Origin of the sequence: Kribbella amoyensis (genome assembly GCF_007828865.1) — a bacterium.
In the GTDB taxonomy this organism is placed as follows: domain Bacteria; phylum Actinomycetota; class Actinomycetes; order Propionibacteriales; family Kribbellaceae; genus Kribbella; species Kribbella amoyensis.
This window is the reverse complement of record NZ_VIVK01000001.1, coordinates 636,486-656,256: the sequence shown is the minus strand read 5'-3', so window position 1 is coordinate 656,256 and position 19,771 is coordinate 636,486. Positions and strand designations below refer to the sequence as shown.

Annotated in this window: 17 protein-coding genes; 11 read left to right on the top strand and 6 right to left on the bottom strand. The window is 70.7% G+C overall.

What is annotated here, in order from left to right:
• Positions 1 to 12: 12 nt before the first annotated feature.
• Genes FB561_RS03195 through FB561_RS03160 form a run of 8 tightly spaced genes read left to right on the top strand, consistent with a single transcriptional unit; the run spans position 13 to position 10,695 of the window.
• The gene (locus FB561_RS03195; protein ID WP_145802834.1) at positions 13 to 777 is read left to right on the top strand and encodes an SDR family NAD(P)-dependent oxidoreductase; all 765 of its coding nucleotides are present in this window, start codon (positions 13 to 15) and stop codon (positions 775 to 777) included.
• Complete coding sequence (locus FB561_RS03190; RefSeq protein WP_145802832.1) at positions 765 to 2,516, top strand: heparinase II/III domain-containing protein; 1,752 nt, start codon at positions 765 to 767, stop codon at positions 2,514 to 2,516. Before FB561_RS03195 ends, FB561_RS03190 begins: the two co-directional genes overlap by 13 nt.
• Positions 2,517 to 2,518: 2 nt before the next feature.
• On the top strand, positions 2,519 to 4,543 hold the full coding sequence (locus FB561_RS03185) for a heparinase II/III family protein (RefSeq protein WP_145802830.1): 2,025 nt from the start codon (positions 2,519 to 2,521) through the stop codon (positions 4,541 to 4,543).
• Positions 4,543 to 5,115, top strand: coding sequence for a YesL family protein (locus tag FB561_RS03180; RefSeq protein ID WP_145802828.1), 573 nt, complete (start codon positions 4,543 to 4,545; stop codon positions 5,113 to 5,115). Before FB561_RS03185 ends, FB561_RS03180 begins: the two co-directional genes overlap by 1 nt.
• A gap of 25 nt (positions 5,116 to 5,140) precedes the next feature.
• Positions 5,141 to 6,205 (top strand): DUF1565 domain-containing protein, encoded by a 1,065-nt coding sequence (locus FB561_RS03175; protein ID WP_145802826.1) that lies wholly within the window; start codon positions 5,141 to 5,143, stop codon positions 6,203 to 6,205.
• A gap of 8 nt (positions 6,206 to 6,213) precedes the next feature.
• Positions 6,214 to 7,371, top strand: coding sequence for a GDSL-type esterase/lipase family protein (locus FB561_RS03170; RefSeq protein WP_202880530.1), 1,158 nt, complete (start codon positions 6,214 to 6,216; stop codon positions 7,369 to 7,371).
• A 10-nt stretch (positions 7,372 to 7,381) separates the two neighbouring features.
• Positions 7,382 to 9,697, top strand: coding sequence for a polysaccharide lyase 8 family protein (locus tag FB561_RS03165; RefSeq protein WP_145802823.1), 2,316 nt, complete (start codon positions 7,382 to 7,384; stop codon positions 9,695 to 9,697).
• Between the two features lie 11 nt (positions 9,698 to 9,708).
• Positions 9,709 to 10,695: an acetylxylan esterase gene (locus FB561_RS03160; RefSeq protein WP_145802822.1), complete on the top strand. Its 987-nt coding sequence runs from the start codon at positions 9,709 to 9,711 to the stop codon at positions 10,693 to 10,695.
• On the opposite strand, the gene FB561_RS03155 is transcribed toward FB561_RS03160, so the two are convergent.
• Both FB561_RS03155 and FB561_RS03150 read right to left on the bottom strand, forming a co-directional pair.
• Positions 10,649 to 11,848, bottom strand: coding sequence for a hypothetical protein (locus FB561_RS03155; protein ID WP_145802819.1), 1,200 nt, complete (start codon positions 11,846 to 11,848; stop codon positions 10,649 to 10,651). The two genes, FB561_RS03160 and FB561_RS03155, sit on opposite strands and share 47 nt — an antisense overlap.
• 105 nt (positions 11,849 to 11,953) lie before the next feature.
• Positions 11,954 to 12,823 carry an alpha/beta fold hydrolase gene (locus FB561_RS03150; RefSeq protein WP_145802817.1) on the bottom strand — a complete coding sequence of 290 codons (870 nt, stop codon included), beginning with the start codon at positions 12,821 to 12,823 and terminating at the stop codon, positions 11,954 to 11,956.
• Between the two features lie 73 nt (positions 12,824 to 12,896).
• Between FB561_RS03150 and FB561_RS03145 the strand changes: the two genes are divergently transcribed.
• Positions 12,897 to 13,382 (top strand): CGNR zinc finger domain-containing protein, encoded by a 486-nt coding sequence (locus FB561_RS03145; RefSeq protein WP_145802815.1) that lies wholly within the window; start codon positions 12,897 to 12,899, stop codon positions 13,380 to 13,382.
• A 20-nt stretch (positions 13,383 to 13,402) separates the two neighbouring features.
• Here the strand turns inward: FB561_RS03145 and FB561_RS03140 are convergent, their stop codons facing one another.
• Complete coding sequence (locus FB561_RS03140) at positions 13,403 to 14,401, bottom strand: LacI family DNA-binding transcriptional regulator (RefSeq protein ID WP_145802813.1); 999 nt, start codon at positions 14,399 to 14,401, stop codon at positions 13,403 to 13,405.
• A gap of 182 nt (positions 14,402 to 14,583) precedes the next feature.
• On the opposite strand from FB561_RS03140, the gene FB561_RS03135 reads away from it, so the two are divergent.
• On the top strand, positions 14,584 to 16,494 hold the full coding sequence (locus FB561_RS03135; RefSeq protein WP_145802810.1) for a glycoside hydrolase family 127 protein: 1,911 nt from the start codon (positions 14,584 to 14,586) through the stop codon (positions 16,492 to 16,494).
• 92 nt (positions 16,495 to 16,586) lie between these two features.
• On the opposite strand, the gene FB561_RS03130 is transcribed toward FB561_RS03135, so the two are convergent.
• Entirely contained in the window at positions 16,587 to 17,879 is a 1,293-nt protein-coding gene (locus FB561_RS03130; protein ID WP_145802808.1) for a TerC family protein, read from the bottom strand.
• Positions 17,880 to 17,967: 88 nt separating this feature from the next.
• On the bottom strand, positions 17,968 to 18,531 hold the full coding sequence (locus FB561_RS03125; protein WP_145802806.1) for a helix-turn-helix domain-containing protein: 564 nt from the start codon (positions 18,529 to 18,531) through the stop codon (positions 17,968 to 17,970).
• A 39-nt stretch (positions 18,532 to 18,570) separates the two neighbouring features.
• Here FB561_RS03125 and FB561_RS03120 point away from each other — a divergent pair, with 39 nt between their 5' ends.
• Entirely contained in the window at positions 18,571 to 19,095 is a 525-nt protein-coding gene (locus FB561_RS03120) for a GNAT family N-acetyltransferase (RefSeq protein ID WP_145802804.1), read from the top strand.
• A 7-nt stretch (positions 19,096 to 19,102) separates the two neighbouring features.
• On the opposite strand, the gene FB561_RS03115 is transcribed toward FB561_RS03120, so the two are convergent.
• The gene (locus tag FB561_RS03115; RefSeq protein ID WP_145802802.1) at positions 19,103 to 19,753 is read right to left on the bottom strand and encodes a M15 family metallopeptidase; all 651 of its coding nucleotides are present in this window, start codon (positions 19,751 to 19,753) and stop codon (positions 19,103 to 19,105) included.
• Between the last annotated feature and the right edge of the window lie 18 nt (positions 19,754 to 19,771).

Here is a 19,771-nt window from a genome sequence, read left to right as displayed (position 1 = left end):
GGAGAGCAAGGTATGTCGGAGGAACTGCAGGGATCGCGCGCGCTCGTCACCGGGGCCGGACACGGGATCGGCCGGGCGGTCGCGCTCGGCCTGGCCGCGGCCGGGGCGGACGTCGTGGTCCACTACGGCAAGTCCGCGGACGCGGCGGCCCGGACGGTCGCCGACATCGAGGCCCTCGGCCGGAAGGCGATCGCCGTCTGCGCGGACGTGACCAGTACGGCGGACGTGAACCGGCTGCTGGACGAAACCGTCGGGTTTCTCGGCGGGCTGGACATCCTGGTCTGCAACGCCGGCCACCTGATCGGCCGGGTCAAGGTCGAGGAGATGTCGGACGAGCATTTCCAGCAGGTGGTCGACGTGAACCTCGGCGCCACCTTCCGGACCACCCGGGCCGCGATCGGTCACCTGGCCCAGTCGGTCAACCCGCGCATCATCACCATGGCGTCGCTGGCTGCGCACAACGGCGGCGGACCCGGCTCGGTCGTCTACGCGGCCGCGAAGGCCGGGATCCGCGGCTTCACCAAGGGCCTGGCCAAGGAGCTCGGGTCGCAGGGCATCACGGTCAACGCGGTCGCGCCCGGGTACATCGCCGAGACCGCGTTCCACCAGACCTTCTCCACCGAGCAGGCGCAGGCGGCGATGGTCGCCGGGACCCCGATCGGCCGGGCCGGCTCGGTCGAGGACGTGGCGAACGCGGTCAAGTTCCTGGCGTTGCCCGCGTCGGGCTACCTGACCGGGATCACCATCGACATCGACGGTGGCACGTGGCCTCGCTGACCCCGGATCAGCCCAGCGGCAACCCGCCGACCGAGCGCGGTGGCTGGTGGCATCAGTACGTGTGCCCGGCGCACGGGGTCGAGCTGGAACCCGCCGGCTACGAAACCGGTGAGTTTCCGGCCGGCGGCGTGCCCTGCTCGTACGGATGCCGGGTGGACACCGAGGCGGTGCGCGGGGCCTGGCGGGTCCTCGCGCACCACTGGTGGGGACGCCGGATCCGTCTGCTGTCCCACACCGGCGAGGGCGGCGAGTTGCTCATCCGGTACGCGCGGCTGTACCTGGAGCTGACCAAGGAGGGGGAGCATGAGGAGGCGCAGGGCTGGATGCAGCGCGGCCGGTTGTTCCACCAGGCGCTGACCGACGCGGTCTGGGGCGTACCGATCGCGCACTCGGCGAAGAACCTGGCCGACCGCGGGGTCGAGCTGGCCGAATGCCTGCCGATGCTGGACGACATGGTCGCCGGGGCTCGGCTGGCCCGTGACGCGATGGTGGCCCAGGACAAGTTCTCCTCCAACTACACGGCTTGGTTCAACGCGCTCGGTACCGTCGCCGGGCAGGCCGCGGCCGCGATTCGCGGTGAAGCCTGGGACGGCGCGACGGAGTGGCTGACCGGCGAGCACGGGCAGTACGCGCACCTCGCGGTCTCGACGGCCGAGGACGGCTGGGAGTGGGAGAACAGCACGTACTACCACGGCTTCGTGCTGCGGGCGTACCTGCTGAGCCTCCGCGGCCAGGACCCCACGTCCGTACCGGATCGGCTCGAGGCGATGATCTCCGCGCTGGCCGGGATCGCGACCGACGGCGGGATCCTGCCCGCGCTGCACGACGGCCCGTACCGCCGGGTGCCGCTGGCGATCGAGTGGCTGGAGATCGTGGTCCTGGCGCGTCAGTTCACCGAGCACCACGGACTCGATGCCGTCGGCAACCGGGCTCGCGCGGAAGTTGGACCGGGGTACGACGGGCTGGAGGACCAGCTCGATGGCTGGTTCGCCGGACCGCCTCGGCAGACCGAACCGGTCGACCGCCCCACGGTCGAGGTGACGAACTCGTACGCCGTGCTCCGGGTCGACGGGATCCACGCGCTGCTGGACCACGGTGCGCACGGTGGAAGCCACGGCCACCACGACAAGCTCGCGCTCTACCTGTACGGCGCGGACACCCCGTGGCAGCCCGATGCGGGCCAGGTCCCGTACGGGCATGCCGAGTGGCGCCGGTACTACCAGTCCGCCGCCGCGCATCCGACGATCCGCATCGACAACGCCGAGCCCGAAGAGGCCACCGGGGTTCTCCTTCACCACGGCCCCACTTCGGTGACTGCCGAGGTGAGTGGCTGGTACGAGGGGGTGCGCGCGGTCCGGCACGTCGCGGCCGGTGACGGGTATCTCGTCGACCTGGTGAGCGTCGAGGCCGACCGGGACCGCGAGATCGTGCTGCAGTTCCGCCCCGACGTCGAGTTGGCGGTCCAGGTCGCGCCTGAGTTCGTCCGGACGACCTGGTCGGGCGTCGAGGTGCTTCACGGTCTCCACCTGGCCGCGGACAACGCCGTACCGGTGACCCGCCCTGCCCCCGGTCCGGCGGACGACCCGCAACGGACCAGGACAGCGCTGGACTGGACGGTCGTCGGCGCCTCCGCCTTCTACTGCTCCGTGTACCACCGCGACGCGGACGCGCTCACGTCGGTGCGACTCGTCGACGGTGGCGTGCGGGTCAGCGACACCGTTCACCGGATCGGAGGATGACGATGCTGATCGACTCCCGACTCGACGAACTGCGGTCCGGCCTGGACGGCAGGTATGCGGCTCGCTGGCGCCGGCTGGTGGAGCAGTGCGACTGGTACCGCGGCCAGACCCCGCCGACCGAGCACCCGTCGGCCAGCATCACGTACTTCGGCCCGGCCGCCGCCAACCTCGCGCTCGCGTACCGGCTGACCGGGCACGAGCACTACCGGACCGAGGCCGTGCGCTGGATCTCGGCGGCGATCGGGTTCCCGCACTGGGGTAAGGCGCACCTGCCCGACCACGACCTGGACGCGGGCTGGCTGCTGCACGGGTTGTCGCTCGCGTACTCGTGGCTCGGGGACGACTTCGTCCTGGCCGACGAGCTGCGCGCGAAGCTGGAGTTGCAGGGCACCCGCTTGTACGAGTTCGCCGTCGAGTCCGAGGGCTCCTGGTGGAGTTCGTCGTACTGGCAGAACCACAACTGGATCTGCTACACCGGCCTCGCCGCCGCCGGGTACGCACTCGGCAAGTCGGAGTGGACCGAGCGGGCGAAGACCAACTTCGCGACCGTGATCGACCTGCTCCCGGCCGACGGCTCTGACATGGAGGGTGTCGTCTACTGGCGGTACGGCGTGCCGTGGCTCGCGACGTACCTGGACCTTCTGCAGGACCGGGAAGGGCTGGACTGGTGGGACCGGTGCCGCTTCCTCGCGAACACGTTCTCGTACCGATTGCAGCAGTGCGCACCCGGTTTCGAGGAGAACATCGACCACGGTGACTGCCACGATCGGCGGAGCGGGCACAGCGTCTCCCTGTATTACAAGCTCGCCTCCGCGTACCGGATCGGCGAGGCGCAGTGGCTCGCGGACCAGGTGGCCGAGCGGTTCTTCTGGCGAGAGGCGTACGCGAGTGGCGTGAAGCCGGGCGTGATGCCGGAGGCGTACCTCGAGCTGCTCTGGTACGACGAGTCGGTGGTCCCGGTCGCGCCGGCCGACGCGGCGCCGTTGTCGGCGTACTTCCCGGACCTCGGCCTGGTGACCGCGCGGACCGGATGGGACGACCAGGCGACCCTGGTGTCGTTCAAGGCCGCTCCCGGTGGTGGGCACCAGGCCTGGGAAACCTCGCACCGGCTGGATGCCGAGCGGGGTTGGGACACGCTGAGCGCCGGGCACCACCACCCTGACGCGGGGTCGTTCGTGCTCACGTCCCGCGGTGCGTTCCTGGCCGTGGACGAGGGGTACAGCAACCGCAAACGAGCCGGTGACCACAACCTGATCCTGGTCGACGGGCAGGGTTTCGCCGACGAGGACCGGTACCACGTCTACAAGGGCGCGCCGGTCGAGCGGCGGGCCGAGATGGTGGACGTGCTGGCCGCCGACGGGGTGGCGCATGCGACTGCCCGGATCGCGGCGATGTACCCGGCCGACCTGGAGATCGATCGGCTGGATCGCACTCTGGTGTTCACCCCGTCCGGCCGGTTGGTGCTGCTCGACCGGTGTGCGGCGCGCTCGCCTCGGGAGTGGACGATGTTGCTGCACGCGGACTGGCCGCTGGAGTTCGACGGCGAGGAGATCGTGCTGCGGTCGGGCTCGGCTCAGGCGTTTGTCCGGACGCACACGCCAGTCGGGATCTCGGCCGCTGTCACCGAAGTGGAGGCGAACCCGACCTCGAGTACGCCGAGTCTGCGGCTCACCCGGACGATGCACACGCTGCGAGCGACCTCGGAACGTACCGCGGCCGCGACCTTCCTGACCACGATCGAGCCGGCCTCGTCGCTGCGTCCCGAGCCGGCGACCGGTCGCCGGATCGCGCTGGATCGTGGGTTCGGGATCGCCTTCGAGGGTGAGACCGTCCTGCTCGGTGACGACGACGGTCTGGTCGAGGGCGACGGCTTCAGCGCCCGGGCGACCGCGGTGATCCTGTCCGAGCGAGCCGGGTTGTCACTGGTGGACGCGACGCACGTCGAGGTGGACGGGCGGGTCGTGTTCACGAGCGAGCAGGCCGAGACCCTGGCGAACATGGAGCTCCCCGTGGTGGTGGGTTCCTGATGCGTCGGGCGCTGGACTGGCTCGGGTGGCTGGCGAGCCCGGTGATGGCCGGGGCCGCGTTCACCCTGTTGTGTGTCGGGGTGGTGACCTGGTTGCCGGCGCTGGCCGCGGTCGGGTACGCCCTGCATCGCTGGCGGACCGACGGGGACACGCGCGTGTTCACCGGGGTGTTGGCCGGCTGGCGAAGGTACTGGCGCCCGCTGCTGCCGCACTCGATCCTCGCGACCTTCGCAGCGGTTGTTGCTGCTAGCAACTTTGTGTTCCTGGCCGGTCGCTCCGGACCGGCTCCGCTGGTCCTGTTCATGATCCACGTCGGCCTGATCGCCGCCGGGATCACCTACCATCTGGCGCTCGCCGTCGTCGCCGGACGCGATCCGTCCGGGACCGCGACGGCCTGGCGCCGGGCGGCCTTCGGGCTCGCCTTCACCTCGGTACCCCGCGGGACGGCGCTGCTCGGCGCCGCGATCGCGGCGCCCATCTTCTCGCTCGTAGTTCCGGCGGGCCCGCTGCTGCTCGGCAGCACCGTCCCGGTTCTGGTCGGCCTGCTGGTGGCCGACCAAGCAACGTCATAGTCCGACCGCCCCCAGGAGGACCGTCATGTCCAGAAGACTGTTCCGAGCTCTTCCCGTCCTGATCATCGGTACCGGCCTCGTCCTGCCCGCCGTCCCGGCCTACGCCGCGACCGACTACTACGTCTCCACGTCCGGGAGCGACGCGAACTCCGGCACCTCGTCCGGGACCCCGTTCGCGACCATCCAGAAAGCCCTCGACACCGCGCCGCGGGACGCCACTGTTCACCTTGCCCCGGGCACCTATCGCCAGGACGCGGTGACAGTGCGCTCCGGTGTCACCGTCACGGGTCCGTCGACCGCCGTGGTGAAGGGTGCCGGCAACTCGCGGATCTTCCAGGTGCTGCACGACGGCGTCACGCTGGACGGCTTCACCGTCGACGGGCTGCACGGTTCGTCGACGAGCGCGTCCGGCTATCGCGACAAGCTGATCTACGTGATGAGCACCAGCCCCGGCGACGGGGTCGGGACCCTGACGATCAGCGACATGACGCTGAAGAACGCCGGCGGTGAGTGCGTGCGGCTCCGGTACCTGGTGACCAACGCCGACGTGCACGACAACACCATCGGCCCGTGCGGGGTGTACGACTTCAAGTTCGCCGGCGGCGGCAAGAACGGCGAGGGCATCTACCTCGGCACCGCGCCGGAGCAGCAGGGCCAGAACGGCGCGCCCGACGACCAGCCGGACCGCAGCCGGAACAACCGGATCCACCACAACACGATCGCGACCGCGGGCAACGAGTGCGTGGACGTGAAGGAGAACTCGACCGCGAACGTGATCGAGTACAACGACTGCAGCCAGCAGAAGGACGCCAGCTCCGGCGGCCTGGACGCGCGCGGCAGCGGCAACACCTTCCGCTACAACACGATCCACGACAACACCGGCGCCGGCGTACGGCTCGGCGGTGACACCGCGACCGACGGCACGAACACGAACGTCTACGGCAACACCATCAAGAACAACGCCGCGGGCGGCATCAAGTTCATGCGCACGCCGCAGGGCCAGGTCTGCGGCAACACCATGTCGGGCAACACCGGCGGCAACTCGGTCGGTACCTACGGCGCCGACTTCAACCCGACCGGTACCTGCTGATGCCCCCGATGTCCCGCCGCACCCTGCTGGGTGCGGCGGCGGGTAGTGCTGCCGTCTTCGCCACCTCGACCATGGCCGAGGCGAGCAGCTCCCGTACTCAGTGGGTCACCAGCTGGGCGACCGCGCAGACGGCGCCGACGGCCACCGATGCGGACGCGACCGGCGGCTTCACCGACACGACCCTCCGGCACGTACTCCGGTTGTCGGCATGCGCGAGCTCGATCCGCCTGCGCTTCGCGAATCCGTTCGGTACGAGTCCGCTGGTCCTTGGGCCCGTCGTGGCTGGTGGTCAGGCGGTCGGCTTCGGTGGGGAGAAGACGGTCGTACTCGCTGCCGGGGCGACCGTGATCAGCGATCCGGTCCCGGTGGCTGTGCCGGACGGCGGCGACCTCGTCGTCAGCCTGTACCTGCCTGGGCCGACCGGACCGATCAGTTTCCACCGCAATGTCCACGCGAACGGGCTGATCGGATCCGGTGAGCTGACCGGCGCCGCCGACTCGGCGTACGGGCGGCAGACCAAGTCCGTGTTCCTGCTGGCCGGGGTCGACGTGAACCGGCGCGGGCAACGGGCGCTCGCGGTACTGGGTGACTCGATCACGGAAGGCGTCGGGACGCCGGACGACGTGAACCTGCGCTGGCCCGACCAGTTCGCGGCACGGTTCCGGCGGCGTCCCGCGGTCGCGAATCTCGGGATCAGCGGGAACCGGCTGCTGCTCGACGACGGCCGGTTCGGTCCGGGTGGGCAGGCGCGCTTCGACCGGGACGTGCTCGCGCTGCCGGGGCTCGACGCCGTCCTGGTCTTCCTCGGGATCAACGATCTCCAGCAACCCCCGAGCCAGCTCGACCCCGCCGCCCTGCTCACGGCGTACGACCAGCTCGCGCGCCGGGGCCGGGACCACGGGCTGAAGGTGCTCGGAGCCACTATCGGCCCGTTCAAGGGCTGGATCCGCTACACCGACCAACTGGAGGGGATCCGGCAGCAGGTGAACGCCGGACTCCGGACCGGCCCGATCTTCGACGCGCTCGTGGACGTCGACGCGGCCCTGCGTGACCCGGCCGACCCGGCCCGCCTGCGCCCCGACTTCAGCAGCGGCGACGGACTGCACCCGAATGCCGCCGGGGCTCGCGCGATCGCGACCGCCGTCGACCCCGACCTCCTGTCCTGAGAGGAACCCCATGTCTGACCTCATCCTCCGCCGCCGGACCGTCCTCGGCGGCATGCTCGGCGCGGCCGCGTTGACGGCCGGCCCGCTCACCCTGCCGGCGTGGGCCGACGCGTCCACCGACGAACTCCGGCAGCGCTGGCACACCCTGCTCACCGGCGGGCCCACCGTGGACCCGTCCGACCCCGACCTCGCGGTGGCGATCGCGCGGATCGACAAGCTCGCGAAGTCCGCCCTCACCACGCTCGACCGCTCCGCGAACCGGACGACGTTGTGGCCCGACCTCGCCAGCACCACCTTGTCGAACCACGTCGCCTCGAACCTGCGCCGGATCAAGCAGCTCGCGGTCGCCTGGGGGACCACCGGTTCGGCGTACGCGGGGAACGCCCAGGTCGCCGAGGACGTGCTCGGCGCGCTCGACTGGATGTACGCGAACCGGTACAGCCCGACGTTGCCGCGGTACGACAACGACTACGACTGGGAGATCGGCGGCGCGGGCGCGTTCGCGGACACGCTCGTGCTGCTGTACGACGTGATCGACCCGGCGTTGCGGGCCAAGTACACGGCCGCCATCAACCACTACACGAACGACCCGAACCTGTGGCGGGCGGACCGGCAGATCGCGACCGGCGCGAACCGGGTCTGGATCGCGACCGTCGTCGCCGTCCGCGCGGTCCTGGACGGGGACACCGCGGCGCTCGTCCGGGTCCGCGACGCGATCAGCGATGTCGAGGGCAACGGTGCGAACAGCGTGCTCGCCTTCAACGACGCACCGGGGCGTACCGACGGGACGGGCGAGGGCTTCTACAGCGACGGCGCGTTCCTCCAGCACTGGAAGCACCCGTACAACGGTGGCTACGGCAAGGAGTTGCTCGGCACGCTGTCGTCGCTGCTGTACCTCCTCGGCGGGACCCCGTGGACCGTCACCGATCCGGACCTGGACAACATCTACCACTGGATCGACGACGCGTTCGATCCGCTGATCGCCCGCGGTGACCTGATGGGCTCGGTCTGCGGCCGCGAGATCGCCCGGCCGAGCAAGCAGAACCACGCCCCGACCCAGACGGTGATCGAGGGCGCGCTCCGGCTGATCCCGGCAGCACCGGCGGACCGGGCCGAGCAGCTCACCGCGCTGGTCAAGCAGTGGATCACCGAGGACACGTTCCGCGACTTCCTGACCGTCACCGACCCGGCCTCGCTGGTGGCGGCCCGGGCCGTGCTCGCGTCCGGGACGCCGGCCCGCGGTCCGCTCGTGCTGCACAAGCAGTACCCGCGGATGGACAAGGCGGCGCACCACCGGCCCGGGTTCACGATCGGGCTCAGCGCGTACTCGTCCCGGATCTACAACTACGAGTCGATCCAGACCGAGCACCTGCACGGCTGGCACCTGTCCGACGGCATGGTGCTGGTCTACGACGACGACCTCGGCCACTACTCCGGCGACTACTGGCCGACCGTCGACCCGTACCGGTTGCCCGGGACCACGGTCGACACCCGGCGGCTGGCGGACTCGTACGGGTTCCGCAGTACGAGTGCGGCCGACTGGGTCGGTGGTGCGGCGGTGCCCGGGACAACGATCGGTGCCTACGGCATGGATCTGCGCGGGCACGGGACCGAGCTGCGGGCGTTGAAGAGCTGGTTCCTGATCGACGACGTGATGGTCTGCCTCGGCTCGGACATCAGCGGCCCCGGAGCGGTCGAGACGATCGTGGAGAACCGGAAGCTCCGGACCGGCCAGGAGACCTTCACCGAGGCACCCGGGTACTGCCACCTGGCCGGGACCGGCGGGTACGTGTTCCCCGACCAGACCTCGGTCCGCGTGCTGCGGGAGAACCGGACCGCGACCTGGCGGGAGATCAACCTCAAGTACGGCACCGACGTTCCGGTGACCCGGCCGTACCAGACGGTCTGGATCGACCACGGCGCCGCGCCCGTTGCCCAGGGCTACTACTACGTCCAGCTGCCGACGGCGAGCCTGGCCGCGACCGAGGCGTTCGCCCGGACCCGCCCGGTCCGGCGGTTGCGCGCCGACGCGACCGTACACGCCGTCCGGCTCCGCAACGTCCTGGCCGCGAACTTCTGGACGGCCGGGTCGGTCGACGAGATCACCGTCGACGGCCCCGCGTCGGTGGTCGTCGCGGGCGGATCGGTCGCCGTGTCCGACCCGACGCAGGCCCGGACGTCGGTGACCGTCGACCTGACCGGGCCCGGCCGCCGGCTGGTGTCCGCCGACGAGGGCGTACAGGTCACTCGCCGCGGGTCCGGCTGGCGCCTGGTCGTCGATGTCACGAACCGGCACGGCGGTACGGCCGCTGTCACCTTCCACTGAGGAGAAACCTGATGCTCGTCGACATGCCCCTGGACCGGTTGCGGGACTACCGGCCGGACCCGGAGGAGCCCGCGGACTTCGACGCGTTCTGGAAGCAGACGCTCGACGACGCGGCCAGTCCGATCGACGCCCGGTTCGAGCCGTACGCCGCGCGGCTGGCGACGGTGGACGTGCAGGACGTGACGTTCGCCGGCTGGGGTGGTCAACCAGTGAAGGCCTGGCTGCTGCTGCCGCGTCATCGCCGTGGCCCGTTGCCCGCGGTCGTGCAGTACATCGGCTACAACGGCGGCCGGGGGATCCCGTACGAGTGGCTGACCTGGAGCGCCGCGGGGTACGCGCACCTGGTGATGGACAACCGTGGTCAGGGTGGCGGCGGCAAGACGGTCGCGGACACCGTGGACGTCGCGCCCGACGGACACGGGTCGTCCTCGCCGGGCTTCCTGACCCGCGGGATCGAGGACCCGTACCGGCACTACTACCGGCGGCTGATCACGGACGCGGTCCGCGCCGTCGACGCGGTGAAGGCCAGCCCTGACGTGGATCCGTCGCGGGTCGCCGTCGTTGGCGGGAGTCAGGGCGGCGGTCTCGCGTTGGCGGTGGCCGGGTTGCGGGACGACCTGGCCGCGGCGATCGCGGACGTACCGTTCCTGTGCCATTACCGACGCGCGTCGCAGATCACCGACAACGGGCCGTACGCGGAGATCGGGCGCTGGTTGAAGGGGCACCGGTTCGAGGTGGAGACGGCCATCTCGACGCTGTCCTACTTCGACGCGGTGAACTTCGCCGCCCGCGCCGACTGCCCGGCCTGGTTCTCGGTCGCACTGATGGACAACGTCTGCCCACCGTCGACCGTGTTCGCCGCGTACCACCAGTACGCCGGGCCCGCGCAGCTGGAGATCTTCCCGTACAACGGGCACGAGGGCGGCGCGGAGTACGACCTCCCGCGCAAGCTCAGTGCGCTCGAGTCCGTCTTCGGGTCTTCTGAGGCGGCCGGCTAGTCAGGCGGATCGCACCGAGCAGGACGAGGACCGGCAGCCAGAGCACGACCAGCCACGGCACCCGCCACCACGGGGAGCCGCCGGCGAACTCGGGCTGCCGGTCCGCGGCGAACGGGCGCGCCGTCCCCGACCACACCACGAACGCGTCGCCGATCGGCAGCAACCCGAACGCGTACCGCTTCGTCTTCCACCCCGAGATCGGTACGCCGAGCAGATCGCCTTCGCGGGCCAGCCGATCGGCGAGCGGGTCCTGCTGGATCCTCGCGGCCCCCATCGTCACCGCGGTCGCGGACAGGCTGACCCCGAACACCAGCGGCCCCGAGTCCACGTCCCCGGACCCGGCCACGCCCTTCGGGTACTCGAGTACGCCGAGCCCGCCGACGAACGCGTCCCGGAAGAGCTGGTACTGGGACCGTGCGAACGCCGGGTCGATCTCCACCAGGAACCGCTGGATCATGCTCTGCGACGTCGCCCGCGCCCCGGTCGTCGCCGGGGTCACCTGGTGCGGAAGCAGCCCGGTCGCCGGATCCAGCTCGCCCTTGACCGCGGTGATCCAGCCGGCCGTGGTCCGGACGAATCGCGGCGCCACGAGCTTGTCGTACAGGCTGAGAGAGGCCATCGCGACCGTGGAGTCGACCGGCCAGGCCTGACCCGGGTACGCGGCCAGGAACGGCGACTTCGACGTCCGGAACGCGGCCGCGATCTCGGCCGAGGCGCTGGTGTACTCGTCGATCTCGCGGGCGTCGGACTGCTGCAACGCGACCAGGCCGCCCCGCAACCAGTTGGTCCAGCCCGCGTGGAACACGCCGTACCGGGGTTTCAGCGTGGGGTCGAACGGGGCCGTGCCGTCGGGGGAGCGGACTCGGTCGAGCGCCCACCGGGCCTGCCGGGCCGCCTCGGAAGCACGCTCGGGGTGATCGAGGCCGACCTGGACCCAGGTCAGGCCGTAGAGCACGTTGAGGAAGAAGTATCCCTCGGGGAACAGCTGCTGGGCCTCGTGGTCGGCGCCGCCCTCGATCTCCTCGCGGAGGAAGGCCAGCTGCTTCACGGCACCCTTCGCCGGATCGCTCCGCGGCAGCACCAGCCGCGCGGTCCCCACCCCGGCGACCAGGACGGCGATCACCGCCAGCCCGATCAGGATCCGTCGCCACACCCGGGTCAGCGTACGGCCACCGGGCGGCCAACCGAGGTCATCCGAGCATCTCCAGCATGCCGAGCTGGTGGCCGTCCGGTTTCGACTCGCGCGGCGGTTTCCGGTTCAGCGCCTGGCCAGGACCCGGGTGAGGAAATCGTCGATCAGGCCGGCGATCTCGGCGGCGTGGGTCTCCAGGGCGAAGTGGCCGGTCGGGAGCAGGTGCACCTCGGCGTCGGGCAGGTCGCGCTGGAACGCCTTCGCCCCGGCCGGCGGGAAGATCTCGTCGTTCCCGCCCCACGCCGCGAGCACCGGGACCTGGCTGGTCCGGAAGTACTCCTGGAACTGCGGATACAGCGCGAAGTTCGTGACGTAGGTGCGCACCAGGTCGAGCTGGACCCGGTCGGCGCCGGGCCGGGCGAGCAGGCTCAGATCGTGCTGCCAGCTGTCCGGGCTCACCAGCGTCGGGTCCGGAACCCCGTGCAGGTACTGCCACTTCACCAGCTGCTCGCTCTGCATCTCCAGGGCGGCCGCGGCGGTCTCCGGCGAGGGCGCGGCGTCGTACGCGATCACCGGTGCCCACATCTCCTCGACGATCCCGTCCTCGTACGCGTTGCCGTTCTGCGTGACGATCGCGCGGACCCGCTCGGGATGCGCGAGCGCCATCCGCCAGCCGATCGGGGCGCCGTAGTCCTGTACGTACAGCGCGAACTCGGTCAGCCCGAGCCGCTCGGTGAACGCGGTGGTCAGCGCGGCCAGGTTGGCGAAGCTGTACTCGTACTCGTCGGCGCCCGGCATCGCGGAGTACCCGAAGCCGAGGTGGTCCGGCGCGATCACCCGGTACCGCTCGGCCAGCCGCGGCAGCAGGTCCCGGAACATGTGCGAGCTGGTCGGGAACCCGTGCAGGAGCAGCAGGACCGGCGCATCGGCCGGCCCGCCCTCCCGGTAGAAGATCTCGTACCCCTCGACCTCGACGGTGCGGTAGTGGATCGTCATCGTACCTAACCCCTTTGAACGTTTTAGCCGGTTATAGCCGTCAGCTAACACCGCGACCATGTAACCTGTCAACATGTCCAAGGTGGTTAGATCCGACGAAGACCTCCTCCTGACCCTGCTCAACTCGAGCCCGCTGCTCGACGGCGAACCGCGCGACGAACTCCGCGGACCCGGTGCGGGAGCCTGGCTCCGGACCCACGAGATCCCCGGCACGCCCCGCACGTCCCGCGAACTCCGCGACGCGATCGCGGCCGTTGTCCGGGGGGAAGCGCGGCCCACGACCCTGCAGCACTACCTGCACGCGGTCCGGCAGATCCCGGTCCTCACCGAAGAGGGCGTCCAGTGGAAGACCATCGGCGGTGGCATCGGCGCCCGGGCGGTACTCGCCTGGGCAGCCCTGGGCGACCGGCTCCGCGCGTGCGAGAACGACCAGGAATGCCGGCTCTTCCTGATCGACCGCAGCAAACCCAACACCCGGCGCTGGTGCTCGATGAAGACCTGCGGCAACCGCCTCAAAGCTCGCCGCCACCACGAAAAACTCAAGTCCCCCACGGACTGAGCCCCGTCGCGGCCGGCGGGTCAGGTGCCGAGGGTGGACTCGCGGGGGACCAGGCGGGTGGGGAGTTGGTGGAGGCCTGGGTCGGGGTGGCCGGCGATGGCTTCGAGGAGGAGTTGGGCGGTCCGGCGGCCCAGTTCTTCGAGTTCGAGGTCGACCGTGGTCAGGGGTGGGCGGCTGGCCAGGGCCATCACGGACCAGTTGTCGTAGCCGGTGACCGCGATGTCGTCGGGGACGGCGCGACCCAGTTCGCGGAGGCGGTCGCAGACGCCGCGGGCGATCTGGTCGCTGCCGCAGGTGATCGCGTCGAGGCCGGGCTCGGTCCGGAGCAGGACGTCGACCGCGTGCCGGCCCCAGCGCTCGCTCCATTCGCCGTGCAGTGGCTCGCCCACCATCGCGTCGCCGGCGGTCTCCACCACGGACGCCGCTCGGACCAACGCGCTGTGGTGCGTCGAGGGTCCCGTCACATGGGCGATCCGCCGGCGACCGAGGCTCTGCAGGTGGCGTACGGCGGACGCCGCGCCGCCGCGATCGTCCATCACCACGGACAGGTCGGCGGGATCGGTCGACGGGCTGAACGCGTAAACGACCGGGATCGGCACGTCGACGGGTGCGCGGGGCTCGGTCCGGCGGCCGGTGACGATGATGCCGTCGACGCGCCGGGATACCAGGGATCGCAGGTAGTGCGATTCGCGCAGCGGGTCGTCGCGGGTGTCGCACAGCACCAACGCCATCTCGCCGGCGCTCAACGTGTCCTCGGCGCCGAGCATGATCGGGATGCTGAACCGCCCCGAGCTGTCGGTGGTGATCAGCCCGACCGTGTAGCTGCGCCCGGACGACAGCGCCCGGCCCCGGCTGTCCGGCGTGAACCCGAGCTGCTCGGCCGCGCGGCGGACCCGCTGACGTGTCTCCTCGCGCAGCTGGCCGGTGTCGTTCAGCGCCTTCGACGCGGTACTGGCCGAGACCCCGGCCAGCGCCGCCACGTCGGTGATCCGCGGCAGCGAAGGTCCCCGTGTCGTCATCGGCGCGCCCTCCCTGGGTTTTCCGGCGTTTCCGGACGAAGTTTCCACACGGTACCGCACGCGCACCGCGAGCTCGCTGATTCACGGTGGTCAAGGGGTTGACCCGTACGCCACGGCCCTCGTACGTTCGGGAGGAAAACGTGTTCCGGATTTTCCGCCACACACCTGATGGAGTCGCCGACATGAGCGCTGCCCCGCAAGCTCCCACCACCTCCCGCACTGCCGCCGACAGCACCCGCGGCCGCTGGCGCCCGGCCGGCCTGAACCAGGCCCGGATCACCGGCGGCTTCTGGGCGCCGCGCCAGCAGCGCAACGGTGAGCGGGCGATCCCGTCCGGCCAGGACCAGCTGGAGTCGGCCGGCAACCTGCAGAACCTCCGGCTCGCCGCCGGGATCGGCGAGGGCGAGGCGATCGGCCCGGTGTTCGCCGACTCGGACGTCTACAAGTGGCTCGAGGCGGTCGCCTGGGAGTACGCCCGGCACCCCTCCGACGACCTGCTGAAGCGGCAGCGCGAGCTGACCGCGGTCGTCGCCGCCGCCCAGCGCGACGACGGCTACCTCGACTCGGTCGTCCAGCTCCGCTACGGCGACGAGGGCCGGTACCAGCAGCTGGTCTGGAGCCACGAGCACTACTGCGCCGGCCACCTGATCCAGGCCGCCGTCGCCCAGGTCCGGTGTACCGGTGACCGCGGGCTGCTCGACGTCGCCACCAAGCTCGCCGACCACCTGGTCGCCAGTTTCGGCGAGGTCGAGGACGGCAAGATCCGCGACGTCGACGGTCACCCGGTGATCGAGATGGCGCTGGTCGAGCTGTACCGCGAGACCGGCACCGAGGCGTACCTCGACCTGGCCCGCTGGTTCGTCGAGGCGCGCGGCCACGGGATCATCAAGGAACACGGCCACGAGCCGGCGTACTTCTCCGACCGGCTGCCGGTCCGCGAGCAGACCACCGTCGAGGGCCACTCGGTCCGCGCCGTCTACCTCGCCGCCGGTGCCGCCGACGTCGCGCTGGAGACCGGCGACACCGACCTGCTCGACGCGCTGAAGAACCAGTTCGCGCACATGTGGTCCACCAAGACCTACGTCACCGGCGGACTCGGCGCCCGCTGGGAGGGCGAGGCGTTCGGCGACGAGTACGAGCTCCCGCCGGACCGCGCGTACGCCGAGACCTGCGCTGCCATCGGCGGGATCCAGTGGGCCTGGCGGATGCTGCTGGCGACCGGGGACGCGTTCTACGCCGACGCGATCGAGCGGATGCTCTACAACGGCTTCCTGGCCGGGGTCTCGCTCAGCGGCGCCGAGTACTTCTACGTGAACGCGCTGCAGCTGCGCGGATCGGCCCAACCCGACAACGGCCGCAGCCCGGCGAGAGGACGGCGCGGCTGGTTCGAATGCGCCTGCTGCCCGCCCAACATCATGCGCACCTTCGCCAGCCTGGACGGGTACCTCGCCAGCTCCTCCGCCACCGAGATCCAGCTCCACCAGTACGCCGAGGGCGAGGTCGCCGCGGAACTCGACAACGGCACCGTCGAGCTCAAGGTGGACACGGAGTACCCGTGGCAGGGCGCGGTCCGCGTCACGATCCAGCAGACCACCGACCAGCCGTGGACCCTGGAACTGCGGATCCCCGCCTGGGCAGAAGGCGCGACCGTGGACGGCGAGCGGGTGAAGGAGGGCGAGTACGCCCGGATCGAGCGGACCTGGTCGGCGGGCGACACCGTCGAGCTGCAGCTCCCGCTGGATCCCCGCGTCGTCGGCGCCGACCCACGGGTCGACGCGGTCCGGGACAGTGTCGCCGTGGAACGCGGACCGCTCGTCTACGCGGTCGAGCAGATCGACAACACCGCCTCGGTCGACGACCTCCATCTGGTGCCCTCAGCAACAATTTCGGCGACGCACCGGCCGGATCTGCTCGACGGGGTCACCGTGCTCACCGCGCGGGGCCGGGCCGGGGCCGGTCACCGGGACGGCTGGCCGTTCGCGCCGGACAGCACGGACGCGACCGGGGACGAGGTCGAGGTCACCGCGATCCCGTACTACGCCTGGGCCAACCGCGAGATCGGCGCGATGCGCGTCTGGCTCCCGCGCGGCTGATCCGCAGGAAGCTCTCGGGGCGGTCGCCGCGGGCGGCCGTCCCGGGTTGCGGCTCGGTGCTGCTGTATGTCGGCCTGCAGCGGTTCCACGTGTCAGGTCTGGCTTCCGGAGCCGTCAAGGGATGACGGCGGCCGGGGGTACTTGGAGCTGTCCAGCGGCGACGGTCCGCCGTCGTGGAAGGACGCCACCGGATGCTGCCCGTCCGCCATCGCCCGCTCGTGGCTCGCGGCGGCCAGCCGGCACAGCTCGAGCAGCTCGGGCTCGTTCTTGACGATCTGCTTGGCCTTCGGGCCGAGCGCGACGATGTGATCCCGCGACTCGACCAGCCGCTTGAAGATCCGCTCGCGCTCGTCCGGGTCCCGGGTGTACTCCGAGTCCAGGTACGCCGTCGCGTCCCGGCGGGCGTTGGCCATCGCGGTCTGGGTCCGGCCGCGGGTACTGAACAACGAGGCGAACACGGTGATCACCAGCACGACGAGGATGACGGCGAGCGACAACCCGGTACCGATCTCGCCGACTTCGACGTGCTCACCGTTGTTGATGAACGGGACGTTGTTCTCGTGCAGGGCGTGCAGCACCAGCTTCACCCCGATGAAGCCGAGGATCACCGCCAGACCGTACGACAGGTAGATCAGCCGGTCGAGCAGCCCGTCCAGCAGGAAGTACAGCTGGCGCAGCCCGAGCAGGCTGAACGCGGTCGCGGTGAACACGATGTACACGTTCTGGGTCAGCCCGAAGATCGCCGGGATCGAGTCCAGCGCGAACATCAGGTCGGTGCCGCCGATCGCCACCATCACCAGCAGCATCGGGGTCATCACCCGGCGGCCGTCCTGGACCGTGAACAGCTTGTCGCCGTCGTAGTGGTCGGTGGTGCGGAACAACCGCCGGCTGATCCGGACCACCACGTTCTGCGCCGAGTGCGACTCCTCGGTCTGCGGCTTGAACATGTTCCCGGCGGTGATCAGCAGGGCCAGCCCGAACAGGTAGAACACCCAGCTGAACGTGTTGATCAGCGCCGAGCCGAGCAGGATGAACCCGGTCCGGGCGATCAGCGAGAACACGATCCCGACCAGCAGCACCTTCTGCTGGTCCTCCCGCGGCACCCGGAAGCTGGTCATGATGATCAGGAAGACGAACAGGTTGTCGACCGACAGCGCCTTCTCGGTGATGTACCCGGCGAAGTACTCCGAGCCCATCGCGGTGCCGCCCAGCACCAGGGTGCCGACGCCGAACAGCAGCGCGATCCCGACGTACAGGCTGGACCAGATCGCGGCCTCGCGCAGCGTCGGAACGTGCGCCCGGCGGACGTGGAAGAAGTAGTCGAAGGCGAGCAGGCCGAGGATCCCGAGGACGGTCAGCGTCCAGACCAGCGGCGATACGTCCATGCGAATCCCCTCGACCGGTGCGTCGGCGGCGGGCGGCCCCGACTACTCAACCACCAACCACCGGCGGGTGTCGCGCGATTCCGCCGAATCAGGCCCGGCCCTTGACCAGCGCGACCAGGTACCGGCACGGCGAGTCGGTCGGGTTGTGGAACGTGGTCGCCGTCGGAGCACCGAGCTGGAGGCAGTCGCCGGGGCCGAGCTCGTGCACGGTGTCGCCCTCGTGGAACCGCAGCCGCCCGTCGAGGATCCACAGCTGCTGGTACTTGAAGATGTACGCGTCCGCCGGGTACGCCACGGACGCGCCGGGCGGGAGCTCCACCTCGACCAGTTCGAGCGGCCCGTCGGTGACCGGCGAGACGGCACGCCGGCGGTACCCGGTGGCCGGGTCGGTCCAGACCGGCTGGTCGGCCTCGCGGCGGAGCAGGTCGCCGGATCCCTCGGCGCGGGCGACCAGCTCGGACAAGGTCATCCCGAGGGCGCCTGACAGCCGGCCGAGCAGGACCGCGGTCGGCTGGGCCTCACCGCGCTCGATCTTGCCGATCATCGCCCGGGAGACGCCGGACCGCTCGGCCAGCGCGTTCACGGACAGGTCCCGGCCGACCCGGGCAGCCTGCAGGGTGGCGGCGAGCGAAGCGGAAAGCGGATCGGTCATAGTTGCCACTATAGCGACCAATATGGCTACTATCATGACATGTCGATAATCCGAGCCGCCGCCCCGGAGCGGGACGCCGAGGCCTGCGCGGCGATCTACGCGCCGTACGTCCGCGACACCGCGATCAGCTTCGAGTTGGCACCGCCGACGCCGGCCGAGATGGCCGACCGGATCGCGGCCGCGCAGCGAACGCACGCCTGGCTCGTGCTGGAGGACGAGGGCCGCGTGGTCGGGTACGCGTACGGCGGACCGATGAAACCGCGGGCGGCGTACCGGTGGTCCTGCGAGGTGAGCGTCTACCTGGAAGGCGGCCGGCGCCGGACCGGGGGCGGGCGGGCGTTGTACGAGGCACTGTTCGCCCGGCTGACCGAGCGGGGTTTCCGTACCGCGATCGCCGGGATGACGCTGCCGAACGAGGCCAGCGTCGGCCTGCACACCGCGCTCGGCTTCGAACCCATCGGCACCTATCGCCGGATCGGCTGGAAGCACGACCGGTGGCACGACGTCGCCTGGGCCCAGCGAACCCTGGCCACCGGCGAGGACCCGCCGGCCGAACCGTACTGACCCCGGCTCAGCCCCGGGCGTCGGCGACCGGTGGCGGGCACTTGCCACCGGGCTCGGTCTTCAGTTCGAAGTGCCACCGCTCGTTCGCCAGGGTCTGGCACAGGCCGAACCGCGCGCCGCGCCGGATCAGCCAGTCGTCGGCAGCGGTCGGGCCGAGGTCGACCGCGTCGCCGGTGACGTGCTTCGACTCCTCCGGCGTGGCGACGAACTTGCGCGCCTCCTCCTCGCTGCCGTACTTGCGGATCGCCTTCTTCAGCAGCTGTTCCTGGTAGGTGGTGCTTCGCCAGCCGGTGTTCACGTGCAGGGTGATGCCGTCCATCGCCATCGCCTTCGCCGCCCGCTGAACGGCCCGCAGCAGCGCCGGGTCGAGCTTCGAGATCCCGGGCAGAGACTTGTCGAACGGCGACGCGCGATCCGGCAGGACACCGTCGGCCGCGGTCGCCGGCCCGTCCCGCAACTCGGGGTGCTCCGACTCCACCGACGTCTTCCCGCCCGACCCGGTACCGGTGCTGCTGGTGCCGGGACCCGGCGGCGGCACGGCGTCCGTCGCGGTCGCACAGGCGGTGAGTGCGACCGAAGCCACCACGGCCGCGACAGCGGTCAGCGCGGTGAGCCGGCGCTTCTTCTTGTGCGTGGCAACGAGTTCCCCTGCGGTCATACCAGCAGGCTGTCAACG

Excerpts from the sequence above, each read along its gene's own strand:
- FB561_RS03195 (WP_145802834.1), top strand. The coding sequence starts at position 13 with ATGTCGGAGGAACTGCAGGGATCGCGCGCGCTCGTCACCGGGGCCGGA.
- FB561_RS03185 (WP_145802830.1), top strand. The coding sequence starts at position 2,519 with ATGCTGATCGACTCCCGACTCGACGAACTGCGGTCCGGCCTGGACGGC.
- FB561_RS03180 (WP_145802828.1), top strand. The coding sequence starts at position 4,543 with ATGCGTCGGGCGCTGGACTGGCTCGGGTGGCTGGCGAGCCCGGTGATG.
- FB561_RS03175 (WP_145802826.1), top strand. The coding sequence starts at position 5,141 with ATGTCCAGAAGACTGTTCCGAGCTCTTCCCGTCCTGATCATCGGTACC.
- FB561_RS03170 (WP_202880530.1), top strand. The coding sequence starts at position 6,214 with ATGTCCCGCCGCACCCTGCTGGGTGCGGCGGCGGGTAGTGCTGCCGTC.
- FB561_RS03165 (WP_145802823.1), top strand. The coding sequence starts at position 7,382 with ATGTCTGACCTCATCCTCCGCCGCCGGACCGTCCTCGGCGGCATGCTC.
- FB561_RS03160 (WP_145802822.1), top strand. The coding sequence starts at position 9,709 with ATGCTCGTCGACATGCCCCTGGACCGGTTGCGGGACTACCGGCCGGAC.
- FB561_RS03150 (WP_145802817.1), bottom strand. The coding sequence starts at position 12,823 with ATGACGATCCACTACCGCACCGTCGAGGTCGAGGGGTACGAGATCTTC.
- FB561_RS03145 (WP_145802815.1), top strand. The coding sequence starts at position 12,897 with ATGTCCAAGGTGGTTAGATCCGACGAAGACCTCCTCCTGACCCTGCTC.
- FB561_RS03140 (WP_145802813.1), bottom strand. The coding sequence starts at position 14,401 with ATGACGACACGGGGACCTTCGCTGCCGCGGATCACCGACGTGGCGGCG.
- FB561_RS03135 (WP_145802810.1), top strand. The coding sequence starts at position 14,584 with ATGAGCGCTGCCCCGCAAGCTCCCACCACCTCCCGCACTGCCGCCGAC.
- FB561_RS03130 (WP_145802808.1), bottom strand. The coding sequence starts at position 17,879 with ATGGACGTATCGCCGCTGGTCTGGACGCTGACCGTCCTCGGGATCCTC.
- FB561_RS03125 (WP_145802806.1), bottom strand. The coding sequence starts at position 18,531 with ATGACCGATCCGCTTTCCGCTTCGCTCGCCGCCACCCTGCAGGCTGCC.
- FB561_RS03120 (WP_145802804.1), top strand. The coding sequence starts at position 18,571 with ATGTCGATAATCCGAGCCGCCGCCCCGGAGCGGGACGCCGAGGCCTGC.
- FB561_RS03115 (WP_145802802.1), bottom strand. The coding sequence starts at position 19,753 with ATGACCGCAGGGGAACTCGTTGCCACGCACAAGAAGAAGCGCCGGCTC.